The organism is Variovorax sp. LjRoot175, assembly GCF_964253805.1.
Classification (GTDB): domain Bacteria; phylum Pseudomonadota; class Gammaproteobacteria; order Burkholderiales; family Burkholderiaceae_C; genus Variovorax.
In genome coordinates, this window is the sequence record NZ_CAXURY020000001.1 from 2,684,478 (window position 1) to 2,710,855 (window position 26,378).

The 26,378-nt window shown below is 67.5% G+C and carries 25 protein-coding genes; 8 read left to right on the plus strand and 17 right to left on the minus strand.

Features of this window, described 5'->3' with window-relative positions; genetic code table 11:
* Nucleotide 1: 1 nt before the first annotated feature.
* From ACSQ89_RS13420 to cyoA, 8 genes are all read right to left on the minus strand, one after another.
* On the minus strand, nucleotides 2-688 hold the full coding sequence (locus ACSQ89_RS13420) for an EAL domain-containing protein (RefSeq protein ID WP_244503882.1): 687 nt from the start codon (nucleotides 686-688) through the stop codon (nucleotides 2-4).
* Nucleotides 689-862: 174 nt separating this feature from the next.
* On the minus strand, nucleotides 863-1,402 hold the full coding sequence (locus ACSQ89_RS13425) for a response regulator transcription factor (RefSeq protein WP_436290445.1): 540 nt from the start codon (nucleotides 1,400-1,402) through the stop codon (nucleotides 863-865).
* Nucleotides 1,392-2,690: an ATP-binding protein gene (locus ACSQ89_RS13430; protein ID WP_093107470.1), complete on the minus strand. Its 1,299-nt coding sequence runs from the start codon at nucleotides 2,688-2,690 to the stop codon at nucleotides 1,392-1,394. The genes ACSQ89_RS13425 and ACSQ89_RS13430 overlap by 11 nt, the downstream gene beginning before the upstream one ends.
* Nucleotides 2,674-3,447: an SURF1 family protein gene (locus ACSQ89_RS13435; protein WP_436290444.1), complete on the minus strand. Its 774-nt coding sequence runs from the start codon at nucleotides 3,445-3,447 to the stop codon at nucleotides 2,674-2,676. Before ACSQ89_RS13435 ends, ACSQ89_RS13430 begins: the two co-directional genes overlap by 17 nt.
* Nucleotides 3,444-3,824 carry a cytochrome o ubiquinol oxidase subunit IV gene (gene cyoD / locus ACSQ89_RS13440; protein ID WP_093107466.1) on the minus strand — a complete coding sequence of 127 codons (381 nt, stop codon included), beginning with the start codon at nucleotides 3,822-3,824 and terminating at the stop codon, nucleotides 3,444-3,446. Before cyoD ends, ACSQ89_RS13435 begins: the two co-directional genes overlap by 4 nt.
* Complete coding sequence (gene cyoC, locus ACSQ89_RS13445; RefSeq protein WP_436290443.1) at nucleotides 3,821-4,462, minus strand: cytochrome o ubiquinol oxidase subunit III; 642 nt, start codon at nucleotides 4,460-4,462, stop codon at nucleotides 3,821-3,823. Before cyoC ends, cyoD begins: the two co-directional genes overlap by 4 nt.
* A complete protein-coding gene (gene cyoB, locus ACSQ89_RS13450; protein ID WP_436290442.1) occupies nucleotides 4,455-6,458 on the minus strand; it encodes a cytochrome o ubiquinol oxidase subunit I in 2,004 nt (667 codons plus the stop codon). Before cyoB ends, cyoC begins: the two co-directional genes overlap by 8 nt.
* A gap of 13 nt (nucleotides 6,459-6,471) precedes the next feature.
* On the minus strand, nucleotides 6,472-7,530 hold the full coding sequence (gene cyoA / locus ACSQ89_RS13455) for a ubiquinol oxidase subunit II (protein WP_436290441.1): 1,059 nt from the start codon (nucleotides 7,528-7,530) through the stop codon (nucleotides 6,472-6,474).
* A gap of 172 nt (nucleotides 7,531-7,702) precedes the next feature.
* Between cyoA and ACSQ89_RS13460 the strand changes: the two genes are divergently transcribed.
* Nucleotides 7,703-9,046: an MFS transporter gene (locus ACSQ89_RS13460; RefSeq protein WP_093107458.1), complete on the plus strand. Its 1,344-nt coding sequence runs from the start codon at nucleotides 7,703-7,705 to the stop codon at nucleotides 9,044-9,046.
* Entirely contained in the window at nucleotides 9,043-9,633 is a 591-nt protein-coding gene (locus ACSQ89_RS13465) for a 2'-5' RNA ligase family protein (RefSeq protein ID WP_436296200.1), read from the plus strand. The genes ACSQ89_RS13460 and ACSQ89_RS13465 overlap by 4 nt, the downstream gene beginning before the upstream one ends.
* A 9-nt stretch (nucleotides 9,634-9,642) precedes the next feature.
* Here ACSQ89_RS13465 and ACSQ89_RS13470 read toward each other — a convergent pair whose 3' ends face one another.
* The gene (locus tag ACSQ89_RS13470) at nucleotides 9,643-10,536 is read right to left on the minus strand and encodes a LysR family transcriptional regulator (RefSeq protein ID WP_093107455.1); all 894 of its coding nucleotides are present in this window, start codon (nucleotides 10,534-10,536) and stop codon (nucleotides 9,643-9,645) included.
* Nucleotides 10,537-10,687: 151 nt separating this feature from the next.
* On the opposite strand from ACSQ89_RS13470, the gene ACSQ89_RS13475 reads away from it, so the two are divergent.
* Together ACSQ89_RS13475 and ACSQ89_RS13480 are read left to right on the plus strand one after the other, a co-directional pair.
* Nucleotides 10,688-11,428 carry an SDR family oxidoreductase gene (locus ACSQ89_RS13475; protein WP_093107453.1) on the plus strand — a complete coding sequence of 247 codons (741 nt, stop codon included), beginning with the start codon at nucleotides 10,688-10,690 and terminating at the stop codon, nucleotides 11,426-11,428.
* Nucleotides 11,429-11,454: 26 nt separating this feature from the next.
* Nucleotides 11,455-12,351: an SDR family oxidoreductase gene (locus tag ACSQ89_RS13480; protein WP_436290439.1), complete on the plus strand. Its 897-nt coding sequence runs from the start codon at nucleotides 11,455-11,457 to the stop codon at nucleotides 12,349-12,351.
* Between the two features lie 6 nt (nucleotides 12,352-12,357).
* On the opposite strand, the gene ACSQ89_RS13485 is transcribed toward ACSQ89_RS13480, so the two are convergent.
* The 5 genes from ACSQ89_RS13485 to ACSQ89_RS13505 form a co-directional block, all read right to left on the minus strand.
* Complete coding sequence (locus ACSQ89_RS13485; protein ID WP_436290438.1) at nucleotides 12,358-12,834, minus strand: tetratricopeptide repeat protein; 477 nt, start codon at nucleotides 12,832-12,834, stop codon at nucleotides 12,358-12,360.
* 30 nt (nucleotides 12,835-12,864) lie between these two features.
* Nucleotides 12,865-13,344, minus strand: coding sequence for a tetratricopeptide repeat protein (locus tag ACSQ89_RS13490; protein WP_436290437.1), 480 nt, complete (start codon nucleotides 13,342-13,344; stop codon nucleotides 12,865-12,867).
* Nucleotides 13,345-13,410: 66 nt separating this feature from the next.
* Nucleotides 13,411-14,547, minus strand: a complete 1,137-nt coding sequence (locus ACSQ89_RS13495; protein ID WP_093107447.1) for an alpha/beta fold hydrolase — start codon at nucleotides 14,545-14,547, stop codon at nucleotides 13,411-13,413.
* A 38-nt stretch (nucleotides 14,548-14,585) separates the two neighbouring features.
* The gene (locus ACSQ89_RS13500) at nucleotides 14,586-15,575 is read right to left on the minus strand and encodes an NAD(P)-dependent oxidoreductase (protein ID WP_436290436.1); all 990 of its coding nucleotides are present in this window, start codon (nucleotides 15,573-15,575) and stop codon (nucleotides 14,586-14,588) included.
* Entirely contained in the window at nucleotides 15,572-16,594 is a 1,023-nt protein-coding gene (locus ACSQ89_RS13505) for an NAD(P)-dependent oxidoreductase (RefSeq protein WP_436290435.1), read from the minus strand. The genes ACSQ89_RS13500 and ACSQ89_RS13505 overlap by 4 nt, the downstream gene beginning before the upstream one ends.
* Before the next feature lie 111 nt (nucleotides 16,595-16,705).
* On the opposite strand from ACSQ89_RS13505, the gene ACSQ89_RS13510 reads away from it, so the two are divergent.
* Nucleotides 16,706-17,296 carry a TetR/AcrR family transcriptional regulator gene (locus tag ACSQ89_RS13510; protein ID WP_093107442.1) on the plus strand — a complete coding sequence of 197 codons (591 nt, stop codon included), beginning with the start codon at nucleotides 16,706-16,708 and terminating at the stop codon, nucleotides 17,294-17,296.
* Here the strand turns inward: ACSQ89_RS13510 and ACSQ89_RS13515 are convergent.
* Genes ACSQ89_RS13515 through ACSQ89_RS13525 form a run of 3 tightly spaced genes read right to left on the minus strand, consistent with a single transcriptional unit; the run spans nucleotide 17,261 to nucleotide 22,608 of the window.
* Nucleotides 17,261-18,313: a DUF72 domain-containing protein gene (locus ACSQ89_RS13515; RefSeq protein WP_436290434.1), complete on the minus strand. Its 1,053-nt coding sequence runs from the start codon at nucleotides 18,311-18,313 to the stop codon at nucleotides 17,261-17,263. The two genes, ACSQ89_RS13510 and ACSQ89_RS13515, sit on opposite strands and share 36 nt — an antisense overlap.
* Nucleotides 18,314-18,350: 37 nt before the next feature.
* Nucleotides 18,351-19,244 carry a response regulator transcription factor gene (locus tag ACSQ89_RS13520; protein ID WP_093107439.1) on the minus strand — a complete coding sequence of 298 codons (894 nt, stop codon included), beginning with the start codon at nucleotides 19,242-19,244 and terminating at the stop codon, nucleotides 18,351-18,353.
* Nucleotides 19,228-22,608 (minus strand): hybrid sensor histidine kinase/response regulator, encoded by a 3,381-nt coding sequence (locus ACSQ89_RS13525; RefSeq protein ID WP_093107834.1) that lies wholly within the window; start codon nucleotides 22,606-22,608, stop codon nucleotides 19,228-19,230. Before ACSQ89_RS13525 ends, ACSQ89_RS13520 begins: the two co-directional genes overlap by 17 nt.
* A gap of 241 nt (nucleotides 22,609-22,849) precedes the next feature.
* Here ACSQ89_RS13525 and urtA point away from each other — a divergent pair, with 241 nt between their 5' ends.
* From urtA to urtC, 3 genes are all read left to right on the plus strand, one after another.
* Entirely contained in the window at nucleotides 22,850-24,112 is a 1,263-nt protein-coding gene (gene urtA, locus ACSQ89_RS13530) for an urea ABC transporter substrate-binding protein (protein WP_093107437.1), read from the plus strand.
* A 127-nt stretch (nucleotides 24,113-24,239) separates the two neighbouring features.
* Complete coding sequence (gene urtB, locus ACSQ89_RS13535) at nucleotides 24,240-25,154, plus strand: urea ABC transporter permease subunit UrtB (protein ID WP_093107435.1); 915 nt, start codon at nucleotides 24,240-24,242, stop codon at nucleotides 25,152-25,154.
* 10 nt (nucleotides 25,155-25,164) lie between these two features.
* Nucleotides 25,165-26,370, plus strand: coding sequence for an urea ABC transporter permease subunit UrtC (gene urtC / locus ACSQ89_RS13540; RefSeq protein WP_093107433.1), 1,206 nt, complete (start codon nucleotides 25,165-25,167; stop codon nucleotides 26,368-26,370).
* Nucleotides 26,371-26,378: the final 8 nt, after the last annotated feature.

The following is a 26,378-nucleotide window of genomic DNA, read 5'->3' on the forward strand; positions in this document are numbered from 1 at the left end:
CTCACGCGGCGTCCCATGCCACGGACGGCAACGCCGCGACGGCAGGCCTGGCAAACAGGTAGCCCTGGAACAGATCCACGCCCAGCGCGCGCAGCACGCGAACTTCTTCCGAAGCTTCGACACCTTCCGCGATCACCCTGATTTCAAGCTCCTCGCAGGTGGCGACGAAGCCTTTCACGATGGTCACCCGGACGGGGTCAATGTGGATGTCCCGCACCAGGCTTATGTCGATCTTCACCACATCGGGCTGAAAGGCCGCGAGGAGCTCGAAGCCGGCGTAGGCGGAGCCGAAGTCGTCGATGGCAGAGGTGAAGCCGTAGCGTTTGAAGGTGCGGAAGGCCGCCGCGAGACCGGGCAGGTCCTCGACGCGCTCGCCCTCGGTGATCTCGAACATCAGGCGGTTGATCGGAAAGTTGCAGCGCTTGGCCGTTGCCATGGCGGTACGAAAGCATTCTTCCTGCCCGGCCACGTCGTTGGGCATGACGTTGAGGCTGAGCTTGGATTCCATGCCCAGCGCCGAGGCCATCTCGATGGCCCGCACGCGGCAGGCTTCGTGGAAGGCAAAGCGCTGTTGCGGGCCCACGCGCCCAAGCACTTCGGAAGCGCCTTCTCCGGACAGGCCGCGCACCAGCGCTTCATGGGCAAAGATTTCCCGCCGGGCGAGGTCGACGATCGGCTGGAAGGCCATCGTGAACCCCGGGTCGAAGCCAGGGGAGTCGGCAACGGCGGTTGTTTCGGCTGTCACTGGCATGGACCTCGCAGGCGGTGTTGGTAAAGGCTGCATTGTGCTGGCGAGCCTGTGTAGTCCGGTGGCGCAAAAATACAAAGTGACCACAGGCGAGCGAAAAGTCGCACCTTGGTATTACTTCACCCGTTGCTTCACGAGCTTCCGCGCCAGCGTGCGCCGATGCATGCCGAGGCGCCGGGCCGTTTCGGAGATGTTGAAGCCGGTCTCGGCCAGCGTTTCGTGGATGCGCTCCCATTCGAGCGTCTTGATCGAGGTCGAGCGCTCGGTCAGTTCAACCTCAACATCGCCCTCGGCGCGGCCGAAGGCGGCCTCGATGTCGTCGGTGTTGGAGGGCTTGGCCAGGTAGTGGCAGGCACCGAGCTTGATGGCTTCCACGGCGGTCGCGATGCTGGCGTAGCCGGTGAGCACGACGATCAGCATCTGCGCGTCGTGCGCATGCAGCATCTGGACGCAGGCCAGCCCGGAGGCGCCGCCGGCGAGCTTGAGGTCGACGACCGCATAGCCTGGCGAGTGGGTCTTCAGGATCTCCGTCACCTGCTCGGCGGCCGTGGCCTGCAGCACCGTGTAGCCGCGGCGCTCGAAAGAGCGGCACAGGGTGCGCGCAAAGGCCGCATCGTCCTCGACGATGAGCAGCAGTCGTTCGTCAATTTCCATTGCCTGCGATCTCCTCGAATTGGATCGCCGCCAGCGGCAGGCGCAGTGTCACGGCGGCACCACCTTCCGGCCGATTGTGCGCCGCCACGCTGCCGCCCAGGGTGCGCGCCACGTTGACGACCAGGAACAGGCCCAGGCCGCCGCCGGGGCGCCCCTTGCTTGACTGATAAGGCTTGCCCAGCTGCGCCAGCATCCCGGGTGCGAAGCCCGGGCCGGCATCGGACACGGTCAGGACCAGCTCGTCGCCATCGCGCGCCGCATCGAGGCCGACCCAGCCCGGCGAGGCCTCGAGCGCGTTGTCGAGCACGTTGTAGATGGTCTGCTTGAGCGCGGAATCCGAGACGATGGGCAGGTCGTCGCCGAAGGTGTTGGCGTAGGCCAGCGCGCCGGGCGAGCGCGTGGTGCGCCATTCCGCGACCAGGCCGTCGAGGAAGGCGCGGACGGTGGTCTGCACCGGCGACTCGCCGCGCGCTTCGCCGGCCGACAGCAGGATGCCGCTCACGATGGTCTTGCAGCGCGCCACCTGGGCCTGCATCTCCTCGATCTCCTGCCGTAGCTCGGGCTCGGCGGCAAAGGGCTGCATGCGCTGCCAGTCGCCGAGGATCACCGACAGCGTCGCCAGCGGCGTGCCGAGCTCATGGGCCGCGCCGGAGGCCAAGAGGCCCATGCGCACGATGTGCTCTTCCTCGGCGGCGCGCTGGCGCAGGTCCGCCAGGTGCGCGTCGCGCGCCCGCAGGTTGCGGCTGATGCGCGTGATGAAGATTGCCAGCAGCGCCGCGTTGAGCGCGAAGCAGATCAGAAGCCCCTGGATGTACGGACTGGCGAGCCCGCGCGCATTGTCCATAGGAATCGCCAGCGGGCGATGGACGAAGGTCAGGCCCATGAAACAGGCGGCGGTGACGGCGACCATGGTGCGGGTGTAGCCGGGGCGCAGCAGCACGGCGCCGAGACTGACCTGCAGCAGGTACAGGAAGATGAAGGGGTTGGTGGCGCCGCCGCTGAGATAGAGCTGGACGGTCAGCGTGCCGACGTCGACCAGGAGTGCGATGAAGAGCTCGCCGTCCGCGACCTCCTGCCGCCGGCGCCAGCGCAGCAGGCTGAAGAGGTTGAAGGCCACGAGAAAAGCCAGCGCCGCCCCCATGTGGTCCAGCGGCAGGCGGATGCCGAAGCCGAAGTGGACGATGGCAATGGTCAGGATCTGGCCGCCGACGGCCATCCAGCGCAGCTGGATCAGCTGCTGCATGTTCTTCAGGCCTGCCGAGTCGCCGGGTTCAGTGTTCTGCTGCATCCCTCTTTGCTCTCGTTGCGATGCGCTCCGTGCGCGCCACCAGCCAGGCCGCGCCCGCGACCATGAGGGCCAGCGCATACCAGGTGATGGCGTAGACCAGATGGTTGTTGGGGAAGGCGATCACCGTCAAGCCGGCGGCCGGCCAGCGCGGTTCGGCCGCTGCATTCGCCGGCTGCGGCGCAGGCGCATCCTCGTCCACGAAGAAGGGCGCCACCTCCGCCAGGCCGCGCGCCGCGGCGATGGCCTGCACGTCGCGCGAGAACCAGCGGTCGGCCGCGGGATCGTTGCGGCGCAGGAAGCCGCCGCCGGGCTCGGTCATGCGCAAGAGGCCGATGATGCTGACTTCGCCCGCCGCTTCACCGTTGGTACGCTTCGCGCGCTCGCGCCGCTGCGGCGGCACGAAGCCGCGGTTGACCACCACCACCGAGCCCTGCGCGGTCTGCAGCGGCGTCAGCACCCAGTGGCCGGCGCCGAGCACGGTCGAGGCCTGTACCAGGGTTTCACGCTCGTGGAGAAAGCGGCCTGTCAGCCGCACATGCCGGTATTCGTCGTCGGCCGCACTCACGCGCGGCCATTGCGCGGGCGCGGGTGCATCCGCCGGCGGCGCATGCACGCGCCCTTCGACGCGATCGATCAGCTGGAGCTTCCAGCTGCGCCGTTCGAGCTGCCACGTGCCCAAGGCCAGGAACAGGATGAAGAGCAGGGCGCCGGCAACGGCGAGCACCGCCAGTGCCGGCACGGAACGCGTTGCGCTCAAGGCGCGTTGCGCATCTCGTGCATCGAGGCCGGCATCATGTTGTGGTTGAGGTGGAACATCACCCACAGCGAGCCGCTCAGCGTGATCACGACCAGCACGATCGTGAAGATCAGCGCGAGCATGTTCCAGCCGCCCTGCGACTTGGCGTTCAGGTGCAGGAAGTAGATCATGTGGACCACGATCTGCACGGCCGCGAAGCCCAGGATGACGAAGGCCGTGAGGCCGGGCTTGTCGAACACCTTGCCCATCACCAGCCAGAAGGGGATGGCGGTCAGGATCACCGACAGGATGAAGCCGGTCAGGTAGCCCTTGAGGCTGATGTGCAGGTCCGCTTCGACGTGCGGGTCGTGTTCGTGAACGTCGTGCGCATCGCTCATGACAATGATCCCATCAGGTAGACGAAGGTGAAGACGCCGATCCACACGACGTCCAGGAAGTGCCAGAACATCGACAGGCACAGGAGCCTGCGCCGGTTCTCGGGGATCAGCCCGTGCTTGCCGACCTGGATCATCAGCGTGACGAGCCAGACGATGCCGAAAGTCACGTGCAGGCCGTGCGTGCCCACCAGCGTGAAGAAGGAGGACAGGAAGGCACTGCGCTGCGGGCCGGCGCCTTCGTGGATCAGGTGCGCGAACTCGTAGAGCTCGATGCCGATGAAGCCCGCGCCCAGCAGGCCGGTGACGGCCAGCCAGGCCAGCGTCGCGCCGGTGCGCTTCTTCAGCATCTCGAGCATCGCGAAGCCGTAGGTGATCGACGACAGCAGCAGCAGCGAGGTGTTGAGCGCGACCACCGGCAGCTCGAACAGGTCGGCGCCCGAGGGGCCTGCTGCATAGCTGCGGCCCAGCACGCCGTACATCGCGAACAGGCAGGCGAAGACCAGGCAGTCGCTCATCAGGTAGAGCCAGAACCCAAGCAGCGTGCCGTTCTCGGGATGGTGCTCGTCCACGACGTGGAAGAGCGGGTTCGGTGCGGCGCTCACGGCGCCGTGGCGGGAGGGGACGGTGATCTCAGACATGGCCGGCCAGGAGTCGGGTGCGATCGCCTTCCGTGCGGACGACCTCGTCCACCGGGATGTGATAGTCGCGCTTGTAGTTGAAGGTGTGGATGATGGTCGCGAGCAGGAGCGCGGCGAAGGACATGCCGGCCAGCAGCCACATGTGCCAGATGAGCGCGAAGCCCATGGCGGCGCTGAGCATGGCCAGCACGAAGCCGGCGGCGGTGTTCTTCGGCATGTGGATCGGGGTGAAGCCTTCCTGCGGCCGCTCGTAGCCGCGCTGCTTCATGTCCCACCAGGCGTCGTTGTCGTGGATGCGCGGCGTGAAGGCGAAGTTGTAGGCCGGCGGCGGCGAGGAGGTGGACCACTCCAGCGTGCGGCCGCTCCACGGGTCGCCCGTCGTGTCGCGCAGCGATTCGCGCTTGCGGAAGCTGACGACCAGCTGGATGAGGAAGGAGAGAATGCCCAAGGCGATCAGGAAGGCGCCGAAGGCGGCGATCTGGAACCAGATCTGCAGCGACGCATCCTCGAAATGGCTCACCCGGCGCGTGACGCCCATCAGCCCGAGCACGTACAGCGGCATGAAGGCGAAGTAGAAGCCGGTCAGCCAGAACCAGAACGAGCACTTGCCCCAGAACGGGTCGAGCTTGAAGCCGGAGACCTTCGGGAACCAGTAGGTGATGCCGGCGAAGGCGCCGAACACCACGCCGCCGATGATCACGTTGTGGAAGTGCGCGATCAAAAACAGGCTGTTGTGCAGCACGAAGTCGGCCGGCGGCACCGCGAGCAGCACGCCGGTCATGCCGCCGATCACGAAGGTGACCATGAAGCCGATCGTCCACAGCATCGGCACCTCGAAGCGGATGCGCCCGCGGTACATCGTGAACAGCCAGTTGAAGATCTTCGCCCCCGTCGGGATCGAGATGATCATCGTCGTGATGCCGAAGAAAGAGTTGACGCTGGCGCCCGACCCCATGGTGAAGAAGTGGTGCAGCCACACCAGGTACGAGAGGATGGTGATCACGACCGTCGCGTAGACCATCGACGCATAGCCGAACAGGCGCTTGCCGCTGAAGGTGGACACCACCTCCGAGAACACGCCGAACACCGGCAGGATCAGGATGTACACCTCCGGATGGCCCCAGATCCAGATGAGGTTGACGTACATCATCGGATTGCCGCCGAGCTCGTTGGTGAAGAAGTTCGTGCCGACGTAGCGGTCCATCGACAACAGCGCCAGCACCGCGGTGAGCACCGGGAAGGCGGCCACGATCAGCACGTTGGTGCAGAGCGCGGTCCAGGTGAAGACCGGCATCTTCATCAGGGTCATGCCGGGCGCACGCATCTTCACGATGGTCGCGATCAGGTTCACGCCCGACAGCAAGGTGCCGACCCCGGCGACCTGCAAGGACCATATGTAGTAGTCGACCCCGACGTCGGGACTGTAGGCAATGCCGGACAGCGGCGGATAGGCGAGCCAGCCGGTCTTGGCGAACTCGCCGACGAACAGCGACATCATCACCAGCACCGCGCCGCTCGCGGTCATCCAGAAGCTGAAGTTGTTCAGGAAGGGGAAGGCCACGTCGCGCGCGCCGATCTGCAGCGGCACGACATAGTTCATGAGCCCGGTGACCAGCGGCATGGCGACGAAGAAGATCATGATCACCCCGTGGGCCGTGAAGACCTGGTCGTAGTGGTGCGGCGGCAGGTAGCCCGCCGCGTCGCCGAAGGCGATCGCCTGCTGCAGCCGCATCATGATCGCGTCGGCGAAGCCGCGCAGCAGCATCACCAGGCCGAGCACGATGTACATGATGCCGATCTTCTTGTGGTCGATGCTGGTGATCCAGTCGCGCCACAGCGTGCCCCAGACGCGGTAGTAGCTCAGCGCGCCCAGGAGGGCGAGGCCGCCCAGCACGACGGCGACGAAGGTCGCCATGAGGATCGGCTCGTGGTAGGGGATCGCCTCCCAGGTGAGGCGTCCGAAGACGAGCTTGGTCAGATCGGGATGGTCGGGCATCGTGATGAACGGATTACTGGATCGTCGTCCGGACGGCGAGCGGCGCCCCGGTCGGGTTGTCGATGGTGCAGATTTCGGCGGCGAGGGTGCGCATCGGCTGGTCTTGCTCGCCGCGCGGCACGGTCGTCATGGCCAACGGGGACAAGCCGCCGCGGCCTGCGCCGCCGCTGGCATCGACCGCCATCATGTGCTTCATGCACATCTTGCCGGGCTCCACGCAGCGGTTGACGATGGCGTCGTACAGGCCCGGCGCCACGCTGGCGTAGCGGCGCACCGGCTCGCGCTCGCTCGGGCGTTCGAGCTGCATGTAGCCCTCGCGGCTGAGCGCCTGGCCTTCGGCCTTGTTCTTCTGCACCCAGCGATCGAAGTCGGCACGGCTCATGCCGTGGAATTTGAAGCGCATGCCCGAGAAGCCGGCGCCGCTGTAGTTGGCGGAGATGCCTTCGTAGGTGCCGGCCTTGTTCATGACCGCGTGCAGCTTGGTTTCCATGCCGGGCATGGCATAGATCTGGCCGGCGAGCGCGGGGATGTAGAAGGAGTTCATGACCGACGAAGCCGTGATCCGGAACTGGATCGGCACGTCCACCGGCGCCGCGACCTCGTTGACCGTGGCGATGCCTTGCTCCGGATAAAGAAACAGCCATTTCCAGTCGAGCGCCACCACCTCCACCACCAGCGGCTTCGCGTTATCGGGCACCGGGCGTCGCGAGTCGATGCGGTCGAGCGGCCGGTAGGGGTCCAGCGTGTGCGTGCTGATCCAGGTCAGCGCACCGAGCGCGATGATGATCAGGAGCGGCGCGGCCCAGATCACCAGTTCGAGCTGCGTCGAATGGTCCCAGTCCGGCTTGTAGGTGGCCTCGGTGTTGGACTCCCTGTACTTCCAGGCGAAGAAGAAGGTCAGGGCGATGACCGGCACGATGATCAGCAGCATCAGCATCGTGGACACCACGATCAGCCGGCCCTGCTGGGCGGCCACGTCGCCGGACGGGTTCAGCACCACCATGTTGCAGCCCGCCAGCAGGGCAGCGAGCACGAGGAGGGCCGGTCCGCGAAGGGTCTTGAGGAGTGGCATGCCTGGAGCGAGGAAAAAACGTAGGCCGCGGGAAAACGCGGATTGCGGATGAGCGCAAAATGTACGTCCATCGACCCTGTTTGGCGATTGGACGTTTTGTCCTATGGCGTAAAACCGCATCTGATGCGACCCTGAGCGACCTTGCAAGCCCTCTGAACCCGAAGCACGCACGATGTCCAGCATCAGCCACGCCCCTTCCGAACCCTCGTCCGAGACCCTCGAGAGGGATGCTCGCCTCATCACTGCCGACCATTCGAAGGTGGCGCCCGGGGAAATCGCGGTCGGCGTGGTCATCGGGCGCGCATCCGAGTACTTCGACTTCTTCGTCTATGGCATCGCGTCGGTGCTGGTGTTCCCGGCCCTGTTCTTTCCGTTCGAGGACCTGCTGGAAGGAACACTTTACGCCTTCGTGATCTTTTCCTTCGCCTTTATCGCGCGGCCCTTCGGCACCGTGATCTCGATGGCGGTCCAGCGCCGCTGGGGGCGCGGCACCAAGCTGACCATGGCGCTGTTCCTGCTGGGCACCTCCACCGTCGGCATCGCATTTTTGCCCGGTTACGAGACCGCGGGTTTCGCGGCCATCGTGCTGCTCTCGATTTTCCGCATCGGCCAAGGGCTCGCGCTGGGCGGCTCCTGGGACGGCTTGCCCTCGCTGCTGGCGCTCAACGCGCCGCCGAACCGCCGAGGCTGGTACTCGATGCTGGGCCAGCTCGGCGCGCCGGTCGGCTTCATCATCGCCAGCGGTCTGTTCGCCTTCCTGTATGCCAGCCTGTCGCCGGCTGACTTCCTTTCGTGGGGATGGCGCTACGCTTTCTTCGTGGCCTTCGCCATCAATGTGGTGGCGCTGTTCGCGCGCCTTCGGCTGGTGGTCACGCACGAGTACGAGGTGTTGCTCGACGAGCAGGAGCTGGAACCCACCGACGTGGTCGAGCTCGTCCGCGCGCAGGGTTCCAACCTGTTGATCGGCGCCTTCGCCGCGCTGGCGAGCTATGCGCTGTTCCACCTGATCACCGTGTTCCCGCTGTCGTGGATCCGGCTGTATTCGGAGCAGTCCATCACCGAATTCCTCGGCATCCAGATCGTCGGCGCGGTACTGGCGGCCGGCGGCATCGTCGCCTCCGGATGGATCGCCGACCGCGTGGGTCGGCGCCAGACGCTGGGCGCGCTCGCGATCCTGATCGCGGTCTTCAGCGGCTTCGCGCCGATCCTGCTCGACGGCGGCACCGTGGGCCAGGATGTCTTCATCCTGGTCGGCTTCGTGCTGCTGGGCCTGTCCTACGGCCAGGCCTCGGGCACCGTGACCTCCAATTTCATCTCCAAGTACCGCTACACCGGCGCTGCGCTCACCTCGGACCTGGCCTGGCTCATCGGCGCCGCGTTCGCACCGCTGGTGGCGCTGGGCCTGTCGGCGCACTTCGGGCTCGCCTACGTCAGCGTCTATCTGCTGTCCGGCGCGGCGTGCACGCTGGCGGCGCTGGGCATCAATCGCGCACTCGAGGCCCGCGAGCAGCCGTGACGCCCGTGCAGCCATCGCTCGACGGCGTGGCAGCTCGGCCACCGTCGACCGACCGGCTGTTCTTTGCGCTGCTCCCTGACGCGGCCGCCATCGCGCGCATCGAGAAGCTCGTGCGCGATCTGCAGAGCGATTTCGGGCTGAAGGGCAAGCCGCTCGGCGCAAAGCGCTTCCATGTGACGCTGCACGTCGTGGGCACCTTTGCGCGCTTTCCGCAGGAGCTTGCCGACGCGTCGGTCAGTGTCGCGCAAGCGGTGACCGCCATGCCGTCCTTCAAGCTCGGCTTCGACCGCGTCGGCAGCTTCTCGCGCAAGGCACGCAACATGCCGCTGGTGCTGCTGGGCGAAGACGGCTTGGTGAGCGTGAAGACGCTGCAGCAAGCCCTGGACCGCGCGATGGCGCAGATCGGCCTCGGTCACGGCGGCCGCGAGCACTACACGCCGCACCTGACGCTGCTGTACGACGACCGCCACGTTGCCGCGCGACCGATCGAGCCCATCACCTGGACCGCGCACGAGTTCGTTCTCGTGCGCAGCCTGATCGGCCAGAGCCGGCACGAGGTGCTGGCGCGCTTGCCTTTGGGCGGCTGAGCGCGGGGTTCAGCCGCCGCGCTGCATCCGGTCCGCGACCCAGTCCACGAAGACCCGCACGCGCGGCGACAGCTGCCTGTGATGCGGATACATCACCGACACCGGCATCGGCGGAGGCCGGAACTCGGCCAGCACTTCGCGCAGCGTCCCGGCCGCGAGCTCCCGTTCCACGTGATAGCGCGGCATCTGCGCGAAGCCCAGGCCGGCCGCGCAGCAAGCCGCGTAGGCATCGGCATGGCTCACCGTCGCCGAGCCGCGCAATTGCATCGTGCGCCGCTCGCCGTCCACCATGAACTCGAAGGGCAGCACCTTGCCGCTGCCGCTCGCATAGTTGACCGCGCGGTGGGCCCGGAACTCCTCCGGCGTGCGGGGTTCGCCGAATTGTTCGAGATAAGCGGCGCTGGCGCAGGTCACCTGCTCGAGCAGCGCGACGCGCCGGCCCACCATGCTCGACTCGCGCGGCTCGCCGGCGCGCAGCACGCAGTCGATGCTTTCGCGCACCAGGTCCACCAGCCGGTCGCCGAGGCCGATCTCGACTTCGATGTCGGGGTAGCGCGCAAAGAACTCGCCGATGTGCGGCAGCAGGAAATGCATGGCGAGCGTGCCCTGCAGGTCGACGCGCAGCTTGCCCTTGGGTTTGGCCGCCGAACTGCGGAAGACCGACTCCGATTCCTCGAAGTCCGACAGCAGTTGCTGGCAGCGCTGGTAATAGGCCTCGCCATCCAGCGTGGCGCTCACATGCCGCGTGGTGCGGTGCAGGAGGCGTGCGCCGAGGCGCTTTTCGAGTTGCTGGATGGTGTGCGTGACCGTCGCGCGCGGCAGCTGCAGGTCGTCGGCCGCGCGCGTGAAGCTCTGCAGGTCGACGATGCGGACGAAGACGCGCATGGCATCGAGGCGGTCCATCTTCAGCCTTCCTTGATTGTTTGTGAGTTTTGGACAGTGATGGCGAATCTACTGCATTTATCTGCTTCTGATTAAACAGAACAATCCATCCCACTGACCCGCGAAGAAGCAAGCGGACCAGCCCTCAACCAACCCTTCCAGGAGCTCAGCCATGAACACATCGCAAGTCGCCATCGTCACCGGCGCATCCCGCGGCATCGGCGCCGCCATCGCCAGCCGCCTCGCCGCCGACGGCTATGCCGTGGTCGTCAACTACGCCGGCAATGCGCAGGAAGCCGCCAAGGTCGTGGACGGCATCGCCGCCGCCGGCGGCCGGGCCGTCGCCGTGCAGGCCGACGTGGCCGATCCGGCCGCGGCGCGCCGCCTCTTCGACGAAGCGATCGCCGCCTACGGCCGCGTCGACGTGCTGGTCAACAACGCCGGCGTCATGCCGCCGGCGCTGCCGCAGCTGGCCGACACCGACGACGCCACCTTCGACCGGCTGTTCTCGGTCAACGTCAAGGGCAGCTTCAACACGATGCGCGAGGCGACGACGCGCCTGCAGACCGGTGGGCGCATCCTCAACTTCTCGACCAGCGTGATCGGCCTCGGCCTGCCGGGCTACGCGATCTACGGCGCGACCAAGGCCGCGATCGAGGTCATGACCAACATCCTCGCCAAGGAGCTGCGCGGCAAGGGCATCACGGTCAACGCCGTCGCGCCGGGCCCCACGGCCACCGCGCTGTTCCTCGACGGCAAGTCGCCCGAAGCCGTCGAGCGCTTCGCCAAGGCCGTGCCGCTGGAACGCCTGGGCACGCCGGAAGACATCGCCAACACGGTGGCCTTGCTCGTCGGCCCGCAGGCCGGCTGGGTCAACGGCCAGACCCTGCGCGCCAACGGCGGCCTGGTCTGAACTCCTCTCACACAGAAAGCAACACCATGAAGAAATCCGTCATCCTCGTGACCGGCGCCTCCACCGGCATCGGCCATCTCACGGCCCGCGCGCTCGCGGCGCAGGGCCACGTCGTCTACGCCAGCATGCGCGACATCGCCGGCCGCAACGCAGCGCGCGTGCGCGAGCTGCGCGACTGGGGTTTTGCAGGCGGCCACGACATCCGCGCGAACGAGCTCGACGTGCTCTCGCAGGCCTCCGCCGACGAAGCGGTTGCGACCATCGTCGGCGAACAGGGCCGGCTCGACGTCGTCGTCCACAACGCGGGCCATCTCGTGGTCGGGCCGACCGAGGCCTTCGCGCCGGAGGAGATGGTCAAGGTGTTCGACACCAACGTGCTCGGCACGCAGCGTGTCAACAAGGCCGTGCTGCCCGTGATGCGCGGCCGGCAGTCCGGGCTCGTGCTGTGGGTCAGCAGCACCACGGTGCGTGGCGGCTTCCCACCCTTCATGGGGCCGTATGCGGCAGCCAAGGCGGCGATGGATTCGTTGGCTGTCACGATGTCCTACGAACTCGCGCGCTTCGGCATCGAGACCTCGATCGTGGTGCCCGGCGCCTTCACCAGCGGCACCGCGCATTTCCCGAATGCGGGCAAGCCGGCGGATGCGGCGACCGTGGCGGCCTACGCGCGCTACGACGGGCTCATGGACCAGGTGGGCGCCAAGCTCAGCGCACTGATGCCCGCGCATGCCGACCCGCAAGCCGTGGCGGACGAGATCGCGCGCATCATCGGGCTGCCGGCCGGCGAGCGGCCGTTCCGCTCGGTGATCGATTTCATCGACGACGGCGCGGGTGCCGTGACCGAAGTGGCCGAGCGCGTGCGCGAAGCCTTCGCGGCGCGCATCGGGATCGCCGACCTGCTCGAGCCCGCGATCCGGGCCTGAGCGCGGCTATTCCTCCGGAACGTACTTGCCGCCCGCGGCCTTGTACTTCTCGATCGCCTTGCTGAGGTCATCGAGCTCCTCGCAGGGCACGGTGCACAGCTTCACCAGCCGCGCATGGCGCTCCTCGGCCTTCGGCAGATCGCCCTTCACGAGATAGAGCTCGCCCGAATATTCGAGCGCGCCGCGGTGGTTGGGGTCGATGCGCAGGGCGGCGTCGTAGAAGTGCTCCGCGCCTTCCAGGTCCGGTGCGGACTTGTTCTTGCGCAGGCTGTAGCCCATCAGGTTGTTCCAGTCGGCGCTGCGCGGGTCGTTCACCCGCTTGAGTTCGGCAATGGCCGCCGGCCAGTTCTTGGCCGTGATCTGCGCCCTGGCGGCCGCCAGCCGAAGCGCGGGCGGCGTCGAGTCGGTATCGGCCGCGAGCGCCGGCTGCAGCGAGAGGGCGGCGAGCAGGACGCAGGCGGCGAATCGATGGAGCATCCTCATGGGCGCCATTTTGCAGCGCCGCGGCAGATCTCAGGGCTCGGGGATGTACTTGTTGCCGGCTGCCTTGTAGCGCTCGATGGCCTGGCTGAGCCGCTCCTGTTCGAAGCATGCGTTGTTGCAGACCAGTTTCAGCGTCGTCAGCCGCTGCTCCGCCTTGGGCAGCTTGTCCAGCACCAGGTAGAGCTCGCCGGAATACGAGAGCGCCCCGCGGTGGCTGGGCTCGATGCGCAGCGCGGTGTCATAGAAGCGTTCTGCGGCCGCATAGTCGGGCGTCCTGGCCTTGCGCAGGCTGAAGCCCATCAGGTTGTTCCAGTCGGCATTGTTCGGGGCGTCCACGCCCTGCAGTTCCGCGATGGCGCCTTTCCAGTCCTTGGCTTCGATCAGCGCCCTCGCGTTCGCAAGGCGGATCGACGCCGGCAGCGATGCCGAGTCCACGGCATGCACGCTCTGGTGCATCGCGAGCGCGGCGAGAAGGATGCAGGCCGCGAGGCTGAAGGTCGTCTTGGTCATGCTGCCGAGAATAGGCAGCGGCGCCGGCCTGGTCTTGAAGATTTGCGCCATCGCCGGCGCGGTGCATCACGCGGTCAGCTTGCCGAAGCCCGAGTCGCGCGCCAGCACGATCGCGCGGCCGCGGTTGTCGACCTCCAGCTTGGCGAACACGCTGGTCAGGTGGTTGCGCACCGTCTTTTCCGACAGGCCTAGCGTCGCTGCGATCTGTGCGTTGTCGCGGCCCTGGGCCAGCAGTTCGAGCAATTGGCGCTCGCGGCCGGTGAGCGCATCGAACACCGGGTCGTGCGCCGGCGCAGCGGCGGGCAGGAATCTGCGCACCTCGGCGAGCCAATGCGCCCAGCCGGGCTCGTCGAGCAGCAGGTGGTTGCCGCTGTCGATCGGCACGAAGCGCGCACCGCGGATGCCGCTCGCGATCAGCCGCCCCTCGGCGAAGGGCACGCGAAGATCGCGCATGCTGTGCAGCACCAAGGTGGGACAGCGCACTTCGGCCAGAAGATGCGTGACGTCGATGCGGTTGAACTCGCGCATGAAGCGCGCGGCGTTGGCGGGCGAGCTGGAGATGCGCTCCAGCTCGTTGAACCAACGGTGCTGCTCGGCCGAGCCTCCCGGAATGAACTGGCTGGTGAAGAACTGGCGGAACGACGCGTCCTCCTTGCCCCAGCCCAGTTCGGCCAGCTTGCACATCATCTCGGCTTCTTCGCGCTGCAGGGCCGTGTTGCTGCGCACCAGGCGCCCGCGCGCATAGCCGCCATGCAGCACCATGTGGCTGACGCGATCCGGATGCTTCGCCGCGTAGGCGATGGCGATCGACGCACCTTGCGAGATGCCGAGCAGGCCGAAGCGCTCGGTGCTCAGCGCGTCGACCACGGTTTCGAGATCGCTCAGCCAGCTGTCGAAGCCGAGATCGTCGACCTCCCAATCCGACAGGCCACAGCCGCGCTCGTCGTAGCGCACGAAGGTGGCGTTGGCTGAGAGCCCGTGCAGCACGTGGCGCCAGACCGGGCTCTCCCAGTCGTACTCCAGGTGCGACAGCCAGGTCGCGGCCTTGATCAGCAGCGGGCCGCTGCCGGACATCGCATAGGCCAGCTGCACCTGGTCATGGCCGCGCGCGAAGCGGATTTCCTGTCGCGGGCGCGGCGGGCCGGCGGCGGATAGATAACTCGATTTCTGCACAGCCTTTAGTTGAGGACGTTTGTCTCCCATGGTCAATCGACCAGATGGCCGGTACCCGGCCGGACCGGCTAAGGCAAGCGCCGGATTTCCGTGCCGAAGCCCTGGAGCCGCTCGACCACATAGGCCGGATCCAGCAACTCCTCGGGGTGGTAAAGCCCCGGCACGACCGCCGAGCCGCCGGCCAGGCCGAGCAGACGCTCGACCGCCAGGGCCGCGCCGCGCGCGCTGAGGCCCGAGTAGACGTCGCCGTCGATCAGCGCGTGGCGCGTGACGCCTTGCCGGCCACCCTGCTGCTCACCCGCGATCTCCACCATCACCTCGTGCGAGGGCGCCGCGCGGCGCCGGCCCTCCCTGAGGGCGAGATCGACCCGGATCGACGGCGCGCCGGTCGCGGCCGCGAGGCTCACCACGTCGAGCAGCGGGTAGGCCTGCCCCTCGTGCGTGACGCCGTCGGCATCGACGAAGCGGCGCTTCGCCTGCGCTTCGTTCGCCCACAGCCAGCGGCCTTCATGCCGCAGCAGCGGGCGCGGCGTGCCGTGGCCCAGGCGTTCGATGTCGGCCTGCGCAACCGGCCCGCCGAGGTCGTCGGCATCGAGCAGCCCGCCGATCGCGATCGAATCGACGCGGCGGAACTCGCGCGCGAAATGCAGCGCGGCGAGCGCCGCCGTGCCGCCCAGGTACTGGCCCAGCAACAGGATGGGCGCGCTGTTCGGCTTGCGAACATGGAGCGCCACCTCCGGCCCGATGTCGAACACGAAATCGGAGAAGGACACATAGGGCAGGCCGCGGGCCTGGGCAAATCGCATCGAGTGCAGGCCAGCGTCCTTCAGCAGCACGACCACGGCGCTGTAGCCTGCATCGGCCGGCAGGCCAAGGTCCCTGCGGGCCAGGTCGATCATCACGGCGCCGGCGCCGCCGATCTCGCGTGCGAGCGCACCGGCCTTGTCCATGTCCCGAGCGCCGATCGCGATCGGCAAGCCCGGCTGGAGTTGGCGCAACGTGCGCACGGCCCGGCTGCCCACCAGGCCGGAGCCGCCGATGAACAGGACGGGCTTCATGCCAGGCCTCCCTCGACGACTTGCAAGCCGGCCTCCTGCAGGCGCCGAAGCGCATAGCCCGGCTCGATCAGCACGTCGGGCAGGTAGAGCCCCGGCGGCGCCGCGGCGCCGCCGGCCAGGCCCAGCAGGCGCTCGATGCCGAGCGCCACGCCCACGGCCGTCACGGGCGCCTGGCCGCCCGGATGCACCAGCACATGGCGCGTGCGGCCCGGCTGGCCGTTGCTCTTCAGCCGGCCGCTCATCTCGATGACGATTTCTGTGGAGAAGGACTCGCCGCGCCGGCGCGAGGCGCTTTCGCCGACGGCCAGGTCCACGCGGATCGAATGGGCGTCGGTGGCGGCGCCCAGGCTCAGCACGTCCAGCGGCGCGTAGGCCTGGCCCTGTTGTTCGACACCTTCCGAGTCCTTGAAGCGGCGCGCGGCGTCTTCGCCGGTGGCCCACATCCACTGCCCGTTCTTCAGGATCTGCGCGCTCGCCGCGGCCTGCGTGATGCGCTCGTAGTCCACGTAGGCCGCCGGACCGCCCATGTCCTGCTCGTCGAGTACCAGTGAGATATCGATCGTCTCGACGCGCTCGAATCCGGCCGCGAACTGCAGCGTTGCGAAGGTGGCCACGCCGGCCAGCCAGTTGCTGGCCATCAGCACCGGTGCGCTGGCCGGCCTGCGGATGAACCAGGCCACCTCGGGGCCGATCTCGAAGCTGGCGCTGGAGACGCTGAGGTAGGGCAGGCCGTTCGCCTGCGCATAGTCCAGCGAATGCATCGTGTCGTCCTTCAGGAACATCGCGATGGCGCTGTAGCCCTTGCCGGCGGGCTGGCCCAGGTCGGCGCGCGCGAGGTCGATCGCCATCGCGTCTGCATGGCCGATTTCTCGCGCCACCGCCTCGGCCCTGGCCAGGTTTCGCCCGCCGATGGAGATGGGGAGTTCGGGGTGCAGGCGGCGCAAGGCCTTCGCGGCCTGGGCGCCGACGACGCCCGAGCCGCCGATGATGAGCACGGGTTTTGTTGAACGCGCTGGCATGGTGGGAGCTCCTGTCTGGGATTGGGTAAGATGCAATCTACGTCAAGTAACTTACTATTGGTAAGTTACCGAAAGTAGAATCCAGACCAAAGACGCTGTCAAGCCCGCCCCATGAACGACCCTTTGCCCAAAAAGCTGTCCAAGGCCGAGCGCCGCGAACAGCTGCTCGAGACCGCGCTCGCCATCGTGCGGGAGCAGGGCACCGACGCCCTCACGCTCGGCTACCTGGCCGAGCGCGCGGGCGTGAGCAAGCCGATCGCCTACGAACATTTCAAGACACGCTCGGGCCTCCTGATCGCGCTCTACGAGCAGATCGACAACCGCCAGGTCGCCGCGCTGCTGCTCGCGCTCGAACGAACGCCGCGCCGGCTGGAAGAGGTGGCGCGGGTGGTCAGCACCGCCTACATGAACTGCTTCACTTCGGTGGGACCCGAATGGCACGCAATCTCGGCCGCGCTCAAGGGCGACGAGGAGATGGACGCCTTCCAGCGCGAGCTGATCGACAGCTACGTCGCTCTCTACCGCGATGCGCTCGCGCCCTATTCGAAGCTGCCAGAGGACGAATTGCGCCTGCGCTGCGTCGGCATCATCGGCGCCGGCGACGCGATCGCGCGCGACATGGTCCGCGGGCGCATCGACGAGGCCGCGGCGGCGGCGAGCCTGGCCTCATTGATCGTCGGCTGGCTGGCTGCCAAGGCATAGCGCCAACGCCAGCACCGACAGCGGCGCCGACCCCTCGGCCTTGTTGTTGATCGTCACGTAGGCCGCATGGCCCGCGCCGGTGGTGGCGGCGATCACGCGGGCCAGCGTCCCGCGTGTCTCGGGGTCCGGGTCCACGAGCTTGTCGAAGGGCTCGTAGAGCTGCTTGGCTTCCTCGTAGCCGTAGGCGCCGTGCAGCCGGTTCAGGTTCCAGCGGCAGACCAGCGGGCCCGGCCACAGCGCGCGCAGCACCGGCAACTGCTCGCCGATCGGCGGCATCTTGGGATGCAGGCCGAGGCAGTAGGTGGCGCCGGCCTCGCGCAGCACGTCGGCAAAGGCCGGGGTCAGGAACTCGGGATTGCGCACCTCGACCGCGATCACGCCGTCCGGCGCGCTCGGGCGCAGCGCGGGCAAGGCCTGCAGCATGTGCCGCAGGCGCTGCAACAACTCAGGCATTTGCGACAACATCGACGACGGCAGCGGACTGAGCTGGAACACGAGCGCGCCGATCTTGGCGCCCAGGCCGTCGAGCGCCGGCTGCACGAAATCCTGCACCGCCAATGCCGAATCGAGGAAGGCCGGATTGGGCTGCATGCCACGCCCGTCCTCACCGCGCACCAGCGCATCGGCGACGACGCTCGGTGCCTTGACGACGAAGCGGAAGTCTTCCGGCACCTGCTGCGCGTAGGCAGCGAACTGGCTGGCCGACAGCGCGCGGTAGAAGCTGCGGTCCACGCTGACGGTGCGCAACAGCGGATGCTGCGCATAGGCCTTGAGCCCGTGCTTGGACAGCACCGACTGCTCGTACTCGCCGTCCCAGACCAGTCCGGCCCAGCCCGGGAAGAACCAGGAAGAGGTGCCGAGCCGCAGTTGCGGCGGCAGCGCCTTCGCCAGCGCCTGCTGCGCCGCATCGGACGGCGCGGGCTGGACCTTGGCCGCAGCAGCCTGGCCTGCGCGCTTCTTCGGCGCGGGCGAAGCGGGCGCGGGTTCGTTCGGGTCGTCGAAAAGCGAGTCTTGCATCGTGTGGCAGGGCGAGCGCCACATTCTCCAGCAAGCCCTAGCCCAGCTGCCCGCTGGCCAACGCCGCCGCAGCCGAGCGCGTCTCGACGCCCAGCTTCTCGAAGATGTGCTCCAGGTGCTTGTTGACCGTGCGCGGGCTCATGCCGAGGATCTCGCCGATGTCGCGGTTGGTCTTGCCCTTGGCGAGCCAGGACAGCACCTCGGTCTCGCGCGGCGTCAGCGCCGCATCGGCCAGGCGCGAAGTGCCGGCGGCGCCTTCCTTGTGCGGCGCCAGCAGCAGCATCGTTTCGCCCAGCGTCGCGGTGCCCAGGTTGCGCACCGACAGGCGCGTGCCTGCCAAGGTCGAAAGCACCACGCTCGCGCCGCCCGCGAGCACCGGGTCCAGCGCCGCGGGCAGCTGGCCGGGCGCCGAAGGCTCGCCCAGCGCATGCAGCCACAGCGCGGCCTGCGGCGAACGCCAGGCCACGCGGCCCTGCGCGTCGATCAGCACCACGCCCATGCCCGCCACGTCGACCGCGTCGCGCGCCATGCGCGCGATGTGGGCGTTGCGCGCGTGCGTGTGCAGGCGCGCCAGCACCTCCTGCGCGCGGATCGGCTTGACCACGTAGTCGACGCCGCCGCTCTCGAAGCCTTCGACCACGTGCGGCGTTTCGGACAGCCCGGTCATGAAGAGCACCGGGATGTGCGCCAGCGCCGCGTTGGCCTTGATGCGCCGGCAGGTGTCGAAGCCCGACAAGCCCGGCATCAGGCCGTCGAGCAGGATCGCGTCGGGCACCACCAGTTCCAGAAGGCGCAGCGCCGACTCGCCGTCGCCGGCCACCAGCACCGTGTAGCCGCTGGCCTCCAGCGTGTCGCACAGCACGCCCAGGCTGCTCGGCGCATCGTCGACCACCAGCACCACGGGCCGTTCGCTTTCAGGGGTTGGATACATGCAGCAGATCCTCCGAAAGGGCTTTCTTGAAATCCTCGAGCTCGAAGCGCATGACCATGCGGCGCAGGTAGCTGCAGCTGGCGGCCAGCGTCGCGTCTTCGGACGCGAGGCGGTCGAGCGCGCGCTGCAATCCGCGCACGTGGCCGAGTTGCACCAGGCTCATCAGCTCGGTGCGTGCGTCTTCCGGCAGGCCCAGCTGCTGCGGCGGCGCGGCTTCGGCCGGCGGCGGCGCATGGCCGGGCACCATCCATTCCAGGCCGAGGTGGCGCTCCAGCGTCATGATCAGCTCGGACTCGATCACCGGCTTGCCGATGAAGGCCTGGCAGCCGGCCATGCGCAGTCGCTCGCCCTGGTTCTCGAACACGTTGGCCGAGACCATCACGATCGGCACCGCGTCGAAGCCGGCGGCGCGAACGAGGGCGGCCGTCTGCCAGCCGTCCATGTCGTCCATGCTGATGTCGAGCAGGATGGCCGAGGGCACGTGCTCGCGCAGGCTGTCGAGGCACTCGGTGCCGCTGGCGGCCTCGCGCACGTCGAAGCCCAGCGGCGCCAGCATGCCGGCCAGCATTTGGCGCTGCACCGGCTGGTCGTCCACCACCAGCAGCGTGCGGCGTGGGCCGAAGTAGCCGGAGATCTGGCGTTGCGGCTCGGCCTGCGGTCCGGGATCGGGCACCTCGCGCAAGTAGACCCGCACGCTGAAGGTGCTGCCGGCGGCCGAACTCGCGGTCAAGGTGAGTTCGCCGCCCATCAGCGAGGTCAAGAGGCCGGTGATGGTCAGGCCCAGTCCGGTGCCCGGTTCGCCGCGCTGGCGGCCCGCGGCGCCGCGCTCGAAGGGCAGGAAGATGCGCTGGTGGTCCTGCGGCGCCACGCCGATGCCGGTGTCGACGACGTCGAAGCGCAGCACCTGCCGCCGCGCATCGACGTGCAGCGTGACCGTGCCGGCATCGGTGAAGCGCACCGCGTTCGCGAGCAGGTTGATCAGGATCTGCCGCAGCCGCTTGGCATCGGCCTGCACCCAGGCCGGCAGCCGCCCGCTCTTCGTGAAGACGAAGGCCAGGCCCTTGGCCTCGGCCTGCGGCCGCACCATGCGCACCACCTCGTCGAGGAACTCGGGCAGCGGCAGCGGCATGCGCTCCAGCTGCAGCCGGCCGGCTTCGATGCGCGCCAGGTCGAGCAGGCCGTCGATCAGGCTCAGCATGTGCTCGCCGCTGTGGTGGATGGTCTGCAGCGCGTCGCGCGGCGGGATCTGCTTGCCGTCCTCCTTCAACAGGATCTGCGAGTAGCCGAGGATGCTGTTGAGCGGCGTGCGCAGCTCGTGCGTCATGCCGGCCACGTAGCGCGTCTTGGCCTGGTTGGCGGCCTCGGCCGCGTCCTTGGCCGCCTGCAGCGCGGCGTCGGTGCGCTGGTGCGCCTCGATCTCCAGCGTGAGCAGGTGGTTGTGGCGATTCGATTCCTCCTGCGCCATCTCGCGGCTTTCGCTGCCGAGCACCACCCACCAGGCGCCCAGCGCCGCGGCCAGCGAGAGCAGCGCGAAGGCCTTGAGGAAGGCATCGCGCAGCGCGCCGCGCTCCACCGTGCTCTGGATCAGCTGCTGCTCGTACACCACGCCCATGATCACGGCCAGCAGCAGGATGAAGGAGCTCGCCACCACCAGATAGCGCGCCACGCGGAAGTTGAGCCGTGCCGAGAGCGCGGGCGGCAGCAGCGCCGTCAACCAGGTGTTGACCTGCTCGGCCGCGCGCGAACCGGTCTTGCAGCGGTCGTGGCAGCGCGACTCCAGCGTGCAGCACAGCGAGCAGATCGGCGCGTTGTAGGCCGGGCAATGGGCCATGTCCTCCGATTCGAAGGCGTTCTCGCAGACCGAGCACTTCACGCTTTGGCCCGGCGCCCAGGGCGTGTCGCCGCTGCGCGCGAGGTAGTAGCGCCCGCGCGTCCACCAGGCGAGCAGCGGCGAGACGAGGAGGGCAGTCAGGAGCGCGATGAAGGGCGAGAAGGCCTGGGCCAGCGGACCCAGCGCGCCGGCATAGGCCACGATGCCCAGCAGCGCGGCCACCAGCATCGCGCCAAGCCCCACGGGATTGATGTCGTAGAGGTGCGCGCGCTTGAACTCGATGTGCTTCGGGCTCCAGCCCAGCGGCTTGTTGATGACCAGGTCGGCCACCAGCGCGCCGACCCAGGCGATGGCGAGGTTGCTGTAGAGGCCCAGCACGTTCTCGAGCGCAGCGAAGACGCCCAGCGTCATCAGCAGCACCGCGATCATCACGTTGAACACCAGCCAGACCACGCGGCCCGGATGGCTGTGCGTGAGGCGCGCGAAGAAGTTCGACCAGGCCAGCGAGCCCGCATAGGCATTGGTGAGGTTGATCTTGATCTGCGACACCACCACGAAGAGCGTGGTCGCACCCAGCACCCAGGCCGGGTTGCCGAACACGTAGCCGAAGCCGGCCAGGTACATCTGCGTCGGCTCGACCGCCTGCTCGCTCGGGATCTGATGCTGCAGTGCCAGGAAGGCCAGGAAGGCGCCGCCCAGCATCTTCAGCATGCCCGGCACGATCCAGCCGGCGCCGGCGACGAGCACCGCGCCCCACCAGCGGCGCCGGTTGGCAGGCGTCTTCTCCGGCAGGAAGCGCAGGTAGTCGACCTGCTCGCCGATCTGCACCACCAGCGAGAAGGCCACTGTCGCGCCGGCGCCGAACATGATGGCGTCGAAGCCGCTGCTGCTCGAAATGCGGCCCGAGAGGCTGGTGAAATCGCTGAAGGCCTGCGGGTTCTTCAGCAGCACTGCGATGTAGGGGCAGACGAAGAGAACCATCCAGATCGGCTGCGTCCACAGCTGCAGCCGCGAGATCAGCGTGATGCCGTACATCACGATCGGGATCACCACCAGCGACGAGACCAGGTAGCACGCCGGCAGCGGCCAGCCGAAGTAGAGCTGCAGCGCGAGCGCGAGGATGGCCGCCTCCAGCGCGAAGAAGATGAAGGTGAAGCTCGCGTAGATGAGCGAAGTCAGCGTGGAGCCGAGATAGCCGAAGCCGGCGCCGCGCGTCAGCAGGTCCATGTCCAGCCCGTACTTGGCTGCGTAGTAGCCGATCGGCAGGCCGGTGAGGAAGGTGATGAGGCCCACCACCAGGATGGCCCACACCGCGTTCGAGAAACCGTAGCTCAGCGCGATGGTGCCGCCGATGGCTTCGAGCGCGAGGAAGGAGGTGGCGCCGAAGGCCGTGTTAGCGACCCGGAACTCCGACCACTTGCGAAAGCTGCGCGGCGTGTAGCGCAGCGCGTAGTCCTCCAGGGTTTCGTCGGCGACCCAGGCGTTGTAGTCGCGGCGAATCCTGAAGATTTTCTGGCCTGTCACAGATTGCATGGTGTTCCGGCGCTCGGCAGTGGAAGGCATGCGTTGCAAGAAGCGCTCCTGCTGGGCCGTGGGCAAGGCGGGCAGTGTGGCGCCGGGCGGCGCGGGCCCCGATACGTTGATTGACGTATTCGGATCGCCGGGTCCTCTTCCTAGAGTGGCGGCCATGGTGCCGGTCGCACCGCCGGCTGGATGCACAGCGGTGGTGCGCAGCAACCCAAAGCCTTTTCACAACCCGCCTGGAGAGTTCGATATGTCCCGTGACCCCAACGCCTCCCCCGAGTCGCTGCTGCAGCAGCGCCGCCGCCTGATCCAGGGCGCCGCCGCGCTGCCGATGCTGGGCCTCGGTGGCCTCGCCTTCGGCCAGCAATTCCCGACAGCCAAGGTGAACACCACCAAGCTCGCGGTGACCGACACCGAAGTGACGGTCGGCCAGCTGCATTCGTCCAGCGGCACGATGGCGATTTCCGAGACCGGTTCGATCCAGGCCGAGCAGCTCGCCATCGACGAGATCAACGCCATGGGCGGCATCCTCGGGCGCAAGATCAAGGTGATCAAGGAAGACGGCGCTTCCGACTGGCCGACCTTCGCCGAGAAGTCGAAGAAGCTGCTGGTCAACGACAAGGTCGCGACCGTATTCGGCTGCTGGACCTCGGCCTCGCGCAAGGCGGTGCTGCCAGTGTTCGAGAAGGAGAACGGCCTCCTGTACTACCCGACCTTCTACGAAGGCCTGGAGCAGAGCAAGAACGTGATCTACACCGGCCAGGAAGCCACGCAGCAGATCATCTGGGGTCTGGACTGGGGCGCGAAGGAGAAGAAGGCCAAGACCTTCTTCCTGGTCGGCTCCGACTACATCTGGCCGCGCACCTCGATGAAGATCGCGCGCAAGCACATCGAGAACTTCCAGAAAGGTTCGGTCAAGGGCGAGGAGTACTACCCGCTGGGCCACACCAACTTCAACTCGCTGATCAACAAGATCAAGGTCGCCAAGCCGGACTGCATCTTCGCGGCGGTGGTGGGCGGCTCCAACGTCGCCTTCTACAAACAGCTCAAGGCCGCAGGCATCACCGGCGACAAGCAGTTCCTCTTGACGCTGGCGGTGACGGAGGACGAGATGACGGGCGTGGGCGGAGAGAACTTCGCCGGCTTCTATTCGTCGATGAAGTACTTCCAGACGCTGCCGAACGACAACAACAAGAAGTTCGTCGCCGCCTTCAAGGCCAAGTACGGCAAGGACTCGGTGATCGGCGACGTCACGCAGGCCGGCTATCTCGGGCCCTGGCTCTGGAAGGCCGCGGTCGAGAAGGCCGGCAGCTTCGACGTCGACAAGGTGGTCGCCGCTTCGCCGGGCATCGAGCTGAAGACCGCGCCCGAAGGCTACGTGAAGCTGGACCCGAACCACCACCTGTGGAGCAAGGCGCGCATCGGGCAGGGCATGCCGGACGGCAGCTTCAAGGTGGTGGCGGAGTCGAGCGAGCTCATCAAGCCGGATCCGTTCCCCAAAGGCTACCAGTAAGGACTTCGCTCCCTCCCCCTCTGGGGGGCAGGGGTGGGGGCATGCGGCGCGCGCATTCGACCGCTGCTGGCCCCCATCCCAACCTTCCTCCAGAGGGGGAAGGAGTCAAAACCATCGGATTTTCGCCATGAACTTTTCGGACATGTTGAACATCGGCCTGATGCAGGGCTTCGCGGGCCTGAGCCTGTTCGCGGTGCTGCTGCTGATGGGCCTGGGGCTGGCGATCATCTTCGGCCAGATGGGCGTCATCAACATGGCGCACGGCGAGTTCATGACGATCGGGGCCTACACGATCTACCTGGGCTCGACGCTGACTGAGGCGCACGCACCGGCCTTGCTGCCGTACTACTTCCCGCTCGCCATCGTGATGGCCTTCGTGTTCGCCTTCATCGCCGGCTGGCTGGTGGAGTGGGGGCTGATCCGGCACCTCTACAAGCGCCCGCTGGACACCCTGCTGGCCACCTGGGGCATCAGCCTCGGGCTGCAGCAGATCTTCCGCACCGGCATCGGGCCCAAGGAAGTGAGCCCGACGCTGCCCGAGTGGCTGATGGGCTCGTGGGCGCCGGCCGAGGGGCTGGACATCCCGATCAACGGCCTCTTCGTGCTGGCGCTCACCGCCTTCGTGACGGCGGGCATCCTGATCGCGCTGCACCGAAGCCGCTGGGGCCTGCGCGTGCGCGCCACGGTCGCCAATCGCCAGATGGCCAACGCGACCGGCATCGACACCAGGAAGACCGACCGCTTGACCTTCGCGATCGGCTGCGGCATCGCCGGCGTGGCGGGCGCGGCCTTCACCACCATCGGCTCGACCGGGCCGACCTCGGGCCAGCTCTACATCGTCGACGCCTTCCTGGTCGTCACCTTCGGCGGCGCGGCCAGCCTGCTGGGCACGGTGGTGTCGGCCTTCGGCATCGCGCAGACGCAGTCGATCTCGGAGTTCTTCATCACCGGCTCGATGGCCAAGGTGCTCACGCTCTCGCTGATCGTGCTCATTCTGATGATGCGCCCGCAAGGTCTCTTTGCCGTCAAGGTGCGGCGCTAGGACTTCTCACATGACTTCGCTTTTCGATTCGTTCAAGCGCTCGGGCCTGTGGAGCGTGATCGTGCTGGCGGTCCTGCTGGCGGTCGTGCTGCCGGCGACGCTCGACATCTTCCGCCTCAACCTGGTCGGCAAGTACCTCACCTACGCCTTCGTCGCCGTCGGCCTGGTGATGGTGTGGGGCTACGGCGGCGTGCTGAGCCTGGGGCAGGGCGTCTTCTTCGGGCTCGGGGGCTACGCGATGGCGATGTTCCTGAAGCTGGAGGCCTCGGACCCCGAGACCACCAAGATCCAGTCGACGCCAGGAATCCCCGACTTCATGGACTGGAACCAGATCACCGAGCTGCCGATGCTCTGGCTGCCCTTCAAGAGCCTGCCGCTGACGGTGATCCTGGTGATCGCGGTGCCGACGGCACTGGCCTGGCTGATCAGCTTCGCGATGTTCAAGCGCCGCGTCGGCGGCGTGTACTTCGCGATCATCACGCAGGCGGTGGCGCTGATCCTGTCGGTGCTGATCATCGGCCAGCAGGGCTACACCGGCGGCGTCAACGGCATGACCGACCTGAAGACGGTGCTGGGCTGGGACACGCGCACCGACAGCGCCAAGTACATCCTCTACTACCTCTGCGTCGGCCTGCTGATGGCCAGCATCCTGCTGTGCCTGTGGATCCAGAAGAGCAAGCTCGGCACGCTGCTGCTCGCCATGCGCGACAAGGAAGACCGGGTGCGCTTCTCGGGCTACGACGTCTCGAACTTCAAGGTCTTCACCTTCTGCCTCGCCGCCGCGCTCTCGGGCATCGGCGGTGCGATGTTCGCGCTGCAGGTGGGCTTCATGTCGCCGTCTTTCGTCGGCATCGTGCCCTCGATCGAGATGGTGATCTTCGCGGCCGTCGGCGGGCGCATGAGCCTGGTAGGTGCGGTGTACGGCGCGCTGCTGGTGAACGCGGGCAAGACCTTCTTCTCCGAGAGCTTTCCGGATCTGTGGCTGTTCCTGATGGCCGCGCTCTTCATCGGCGTCACGCTCGCCTTCCCGATGGGCTTGGCCGGGCTGTGGGAGAGCCATATCAAGCCCTGGTGGCTGCGCCGCGCCGCCGAGCGGAAGCTACATGCCGAGCAACTGGCCGCCGCGCAGGCCCACTATCCGGAGCCGCCGCCGAAGGCGAGCCGCACTGTCGCTGAACCCTCGCTGCCCGACGGTGTCGGCAGCCAGAGCGCCTGAGGATTCTT

Coding starts and splice junctions, on each gene's coding strand:
- ACSQ89_RS13460 (WP_093107458.1), top strand. CDS start 7,703: ATGTCCAGCATCAGCCACGCCCCTTCCGAACCCTCGTCCGAGACCCTC.
- urtA (WP_093107437.1), top strand. CDS start 22,850: ATGTCCCGTGACCCCAACGCCTCCCCCGAGTCGCTGCTGCAGCAGCGC.
- ACSQ89_RS13495 (WP_093107447.1), bottom strand. CDS start 14,547: ATGGGAGACAAACGTCCTCAACTAAAGGCTGTGCAGAAATCGAGTTAT.
- ACSQ89_RS13525 (WP_093107834.1), bottom strand. CDS start 22,608: ATGCAATCTGTGACAGGCCAGAAAATCTTCAGGATTCGCCGCGACTAC.
- ACSQ89_RS13500 (WP_436290436.1), bottom strand. CDS start 15,575: ATGAAGCCCGTCCTGTTCATCGGCGGCTCCGGCCTGGTGGGCAGCCGG.
- urtC (WP_093107433.1), top strand. CDS start 25,165: ATGACTTCGCTTTTCGATTCGTTCAAGCGCTCGGGCCTGTGGAGCGTG.
- ACSQ89_RS13470 (WP_093107455.1), bottom strand. CDS start 10,536: ATGGACCGCCTCGATGCCATGCGCGTCTTCGTCCGCATCGTCGACCTG.
- cyoA (WP_436290441.1), bottom strand. CDS start 7,530: ATGCCACTCCTCAAGACCCTTCGCGGACCGGCCCTCCTCGTGCTCGCT.
- ACSQ89_RS13510 (WP_093107442.1), top strand. CDS start 16,706: ATGAACGACCCTTTGCCCAAAAAGCTGTCCAAGGCCGAGCGCCGCGAA.
- ACSQ89_RS13485 (WP_436290438.1), bottom strand. CDS start 12,834: ATGAGGATGCTCCATCGATTCGCCGCCTGCGTCCTGCTCGCCGCCCTC.
- ACSQ89_RS13505 (WP_436290435.1), bottom strand. CDS start 16,594: ATGCCAGCGCGTTCAACAAAACCCGTGCTCATCATCGGCGGCTCGGGC.
- cyoD (WP_093107466.1), bottom strand. CDS start 3,824: ATGAGCGATGCGCACGACGTTCACGAACACGACCCGCACGTCGAAGCG.
- cyoC (WP_436290443.1), bottom strand. CDS start 4,462: ATGTCTGAGATCACCGTCCCCTCCCGCCACGGCGCCGTGAGCGCCGCA.
- ACSQ89_RS13430 (WP_093107470.1), bottom strand. CDS start 2,690: ATGCAGCAGAACACTGAACCCGGCGACTCGGCAGGCCTGAAGAACATG.
- ACSQ89_RS13490 (WP_436290437.1), bottom strand. CDS start 13,344: ATGACCAAGACGACCTTCAGCCTCGCGGCCTGCATCCTTCTCGCCGCG.
- ACSQ89_RS13420 (WP_244503882.1), bottom strand. CDS start 688: ATGGCCTTCCAGCCGATCGTCGACCTCGCCCGGCGGGAAATCTTTGCC.
- cyoB (WP_436290442.1), bottom strand. CDS start 6,458: ATGCCCGACCATCCCGATCTGACCAAGCTCGTCTTCGGACGCCTCACC.
- ACSQ89_RS13425 (WP_436290445.1), bottom strand. CDS start 1,402: ATGGAAATTGACGAACGACTGCTGCTCATCGTCGAGGACGATGCGGCC.
- ACSQ89_RS13520 (WP_093107439.1), bottom strand. CDS start 19,244: ATGTATCCAACCCCTGAAAGCGAACGGCCCGTGGTGCTGGTGGTCGAC.
- urtB (WP_093107435.1), top strand. CDS start 24,240: ATGAACTTTTCGGACATGTTGAACATCGGCCTGATGCAGGGCTTCGCG.
- ACSQ89_RS13480 (WP_436290439.1), top strand. CDS start 11,455: ATGAAGAAATCCGTCATCCTCGTGACCGGCGCCTCCACCGGCATCGGC.
- ACSQ89_RS13475 (WP_093107453.1), top strand. CDS start 10,688: ATGAACACATCGCAAGTCGCCATCGTCACCGGCGCATCCCGCGGCATC.
- ACSQ89_RS13515 (WP_436290434.1), bottom strand. CDS start 18,313: ATGCAAGACTCGCTTTTCGACGACCCGAACGAACCCGCGCCCGCTTCG.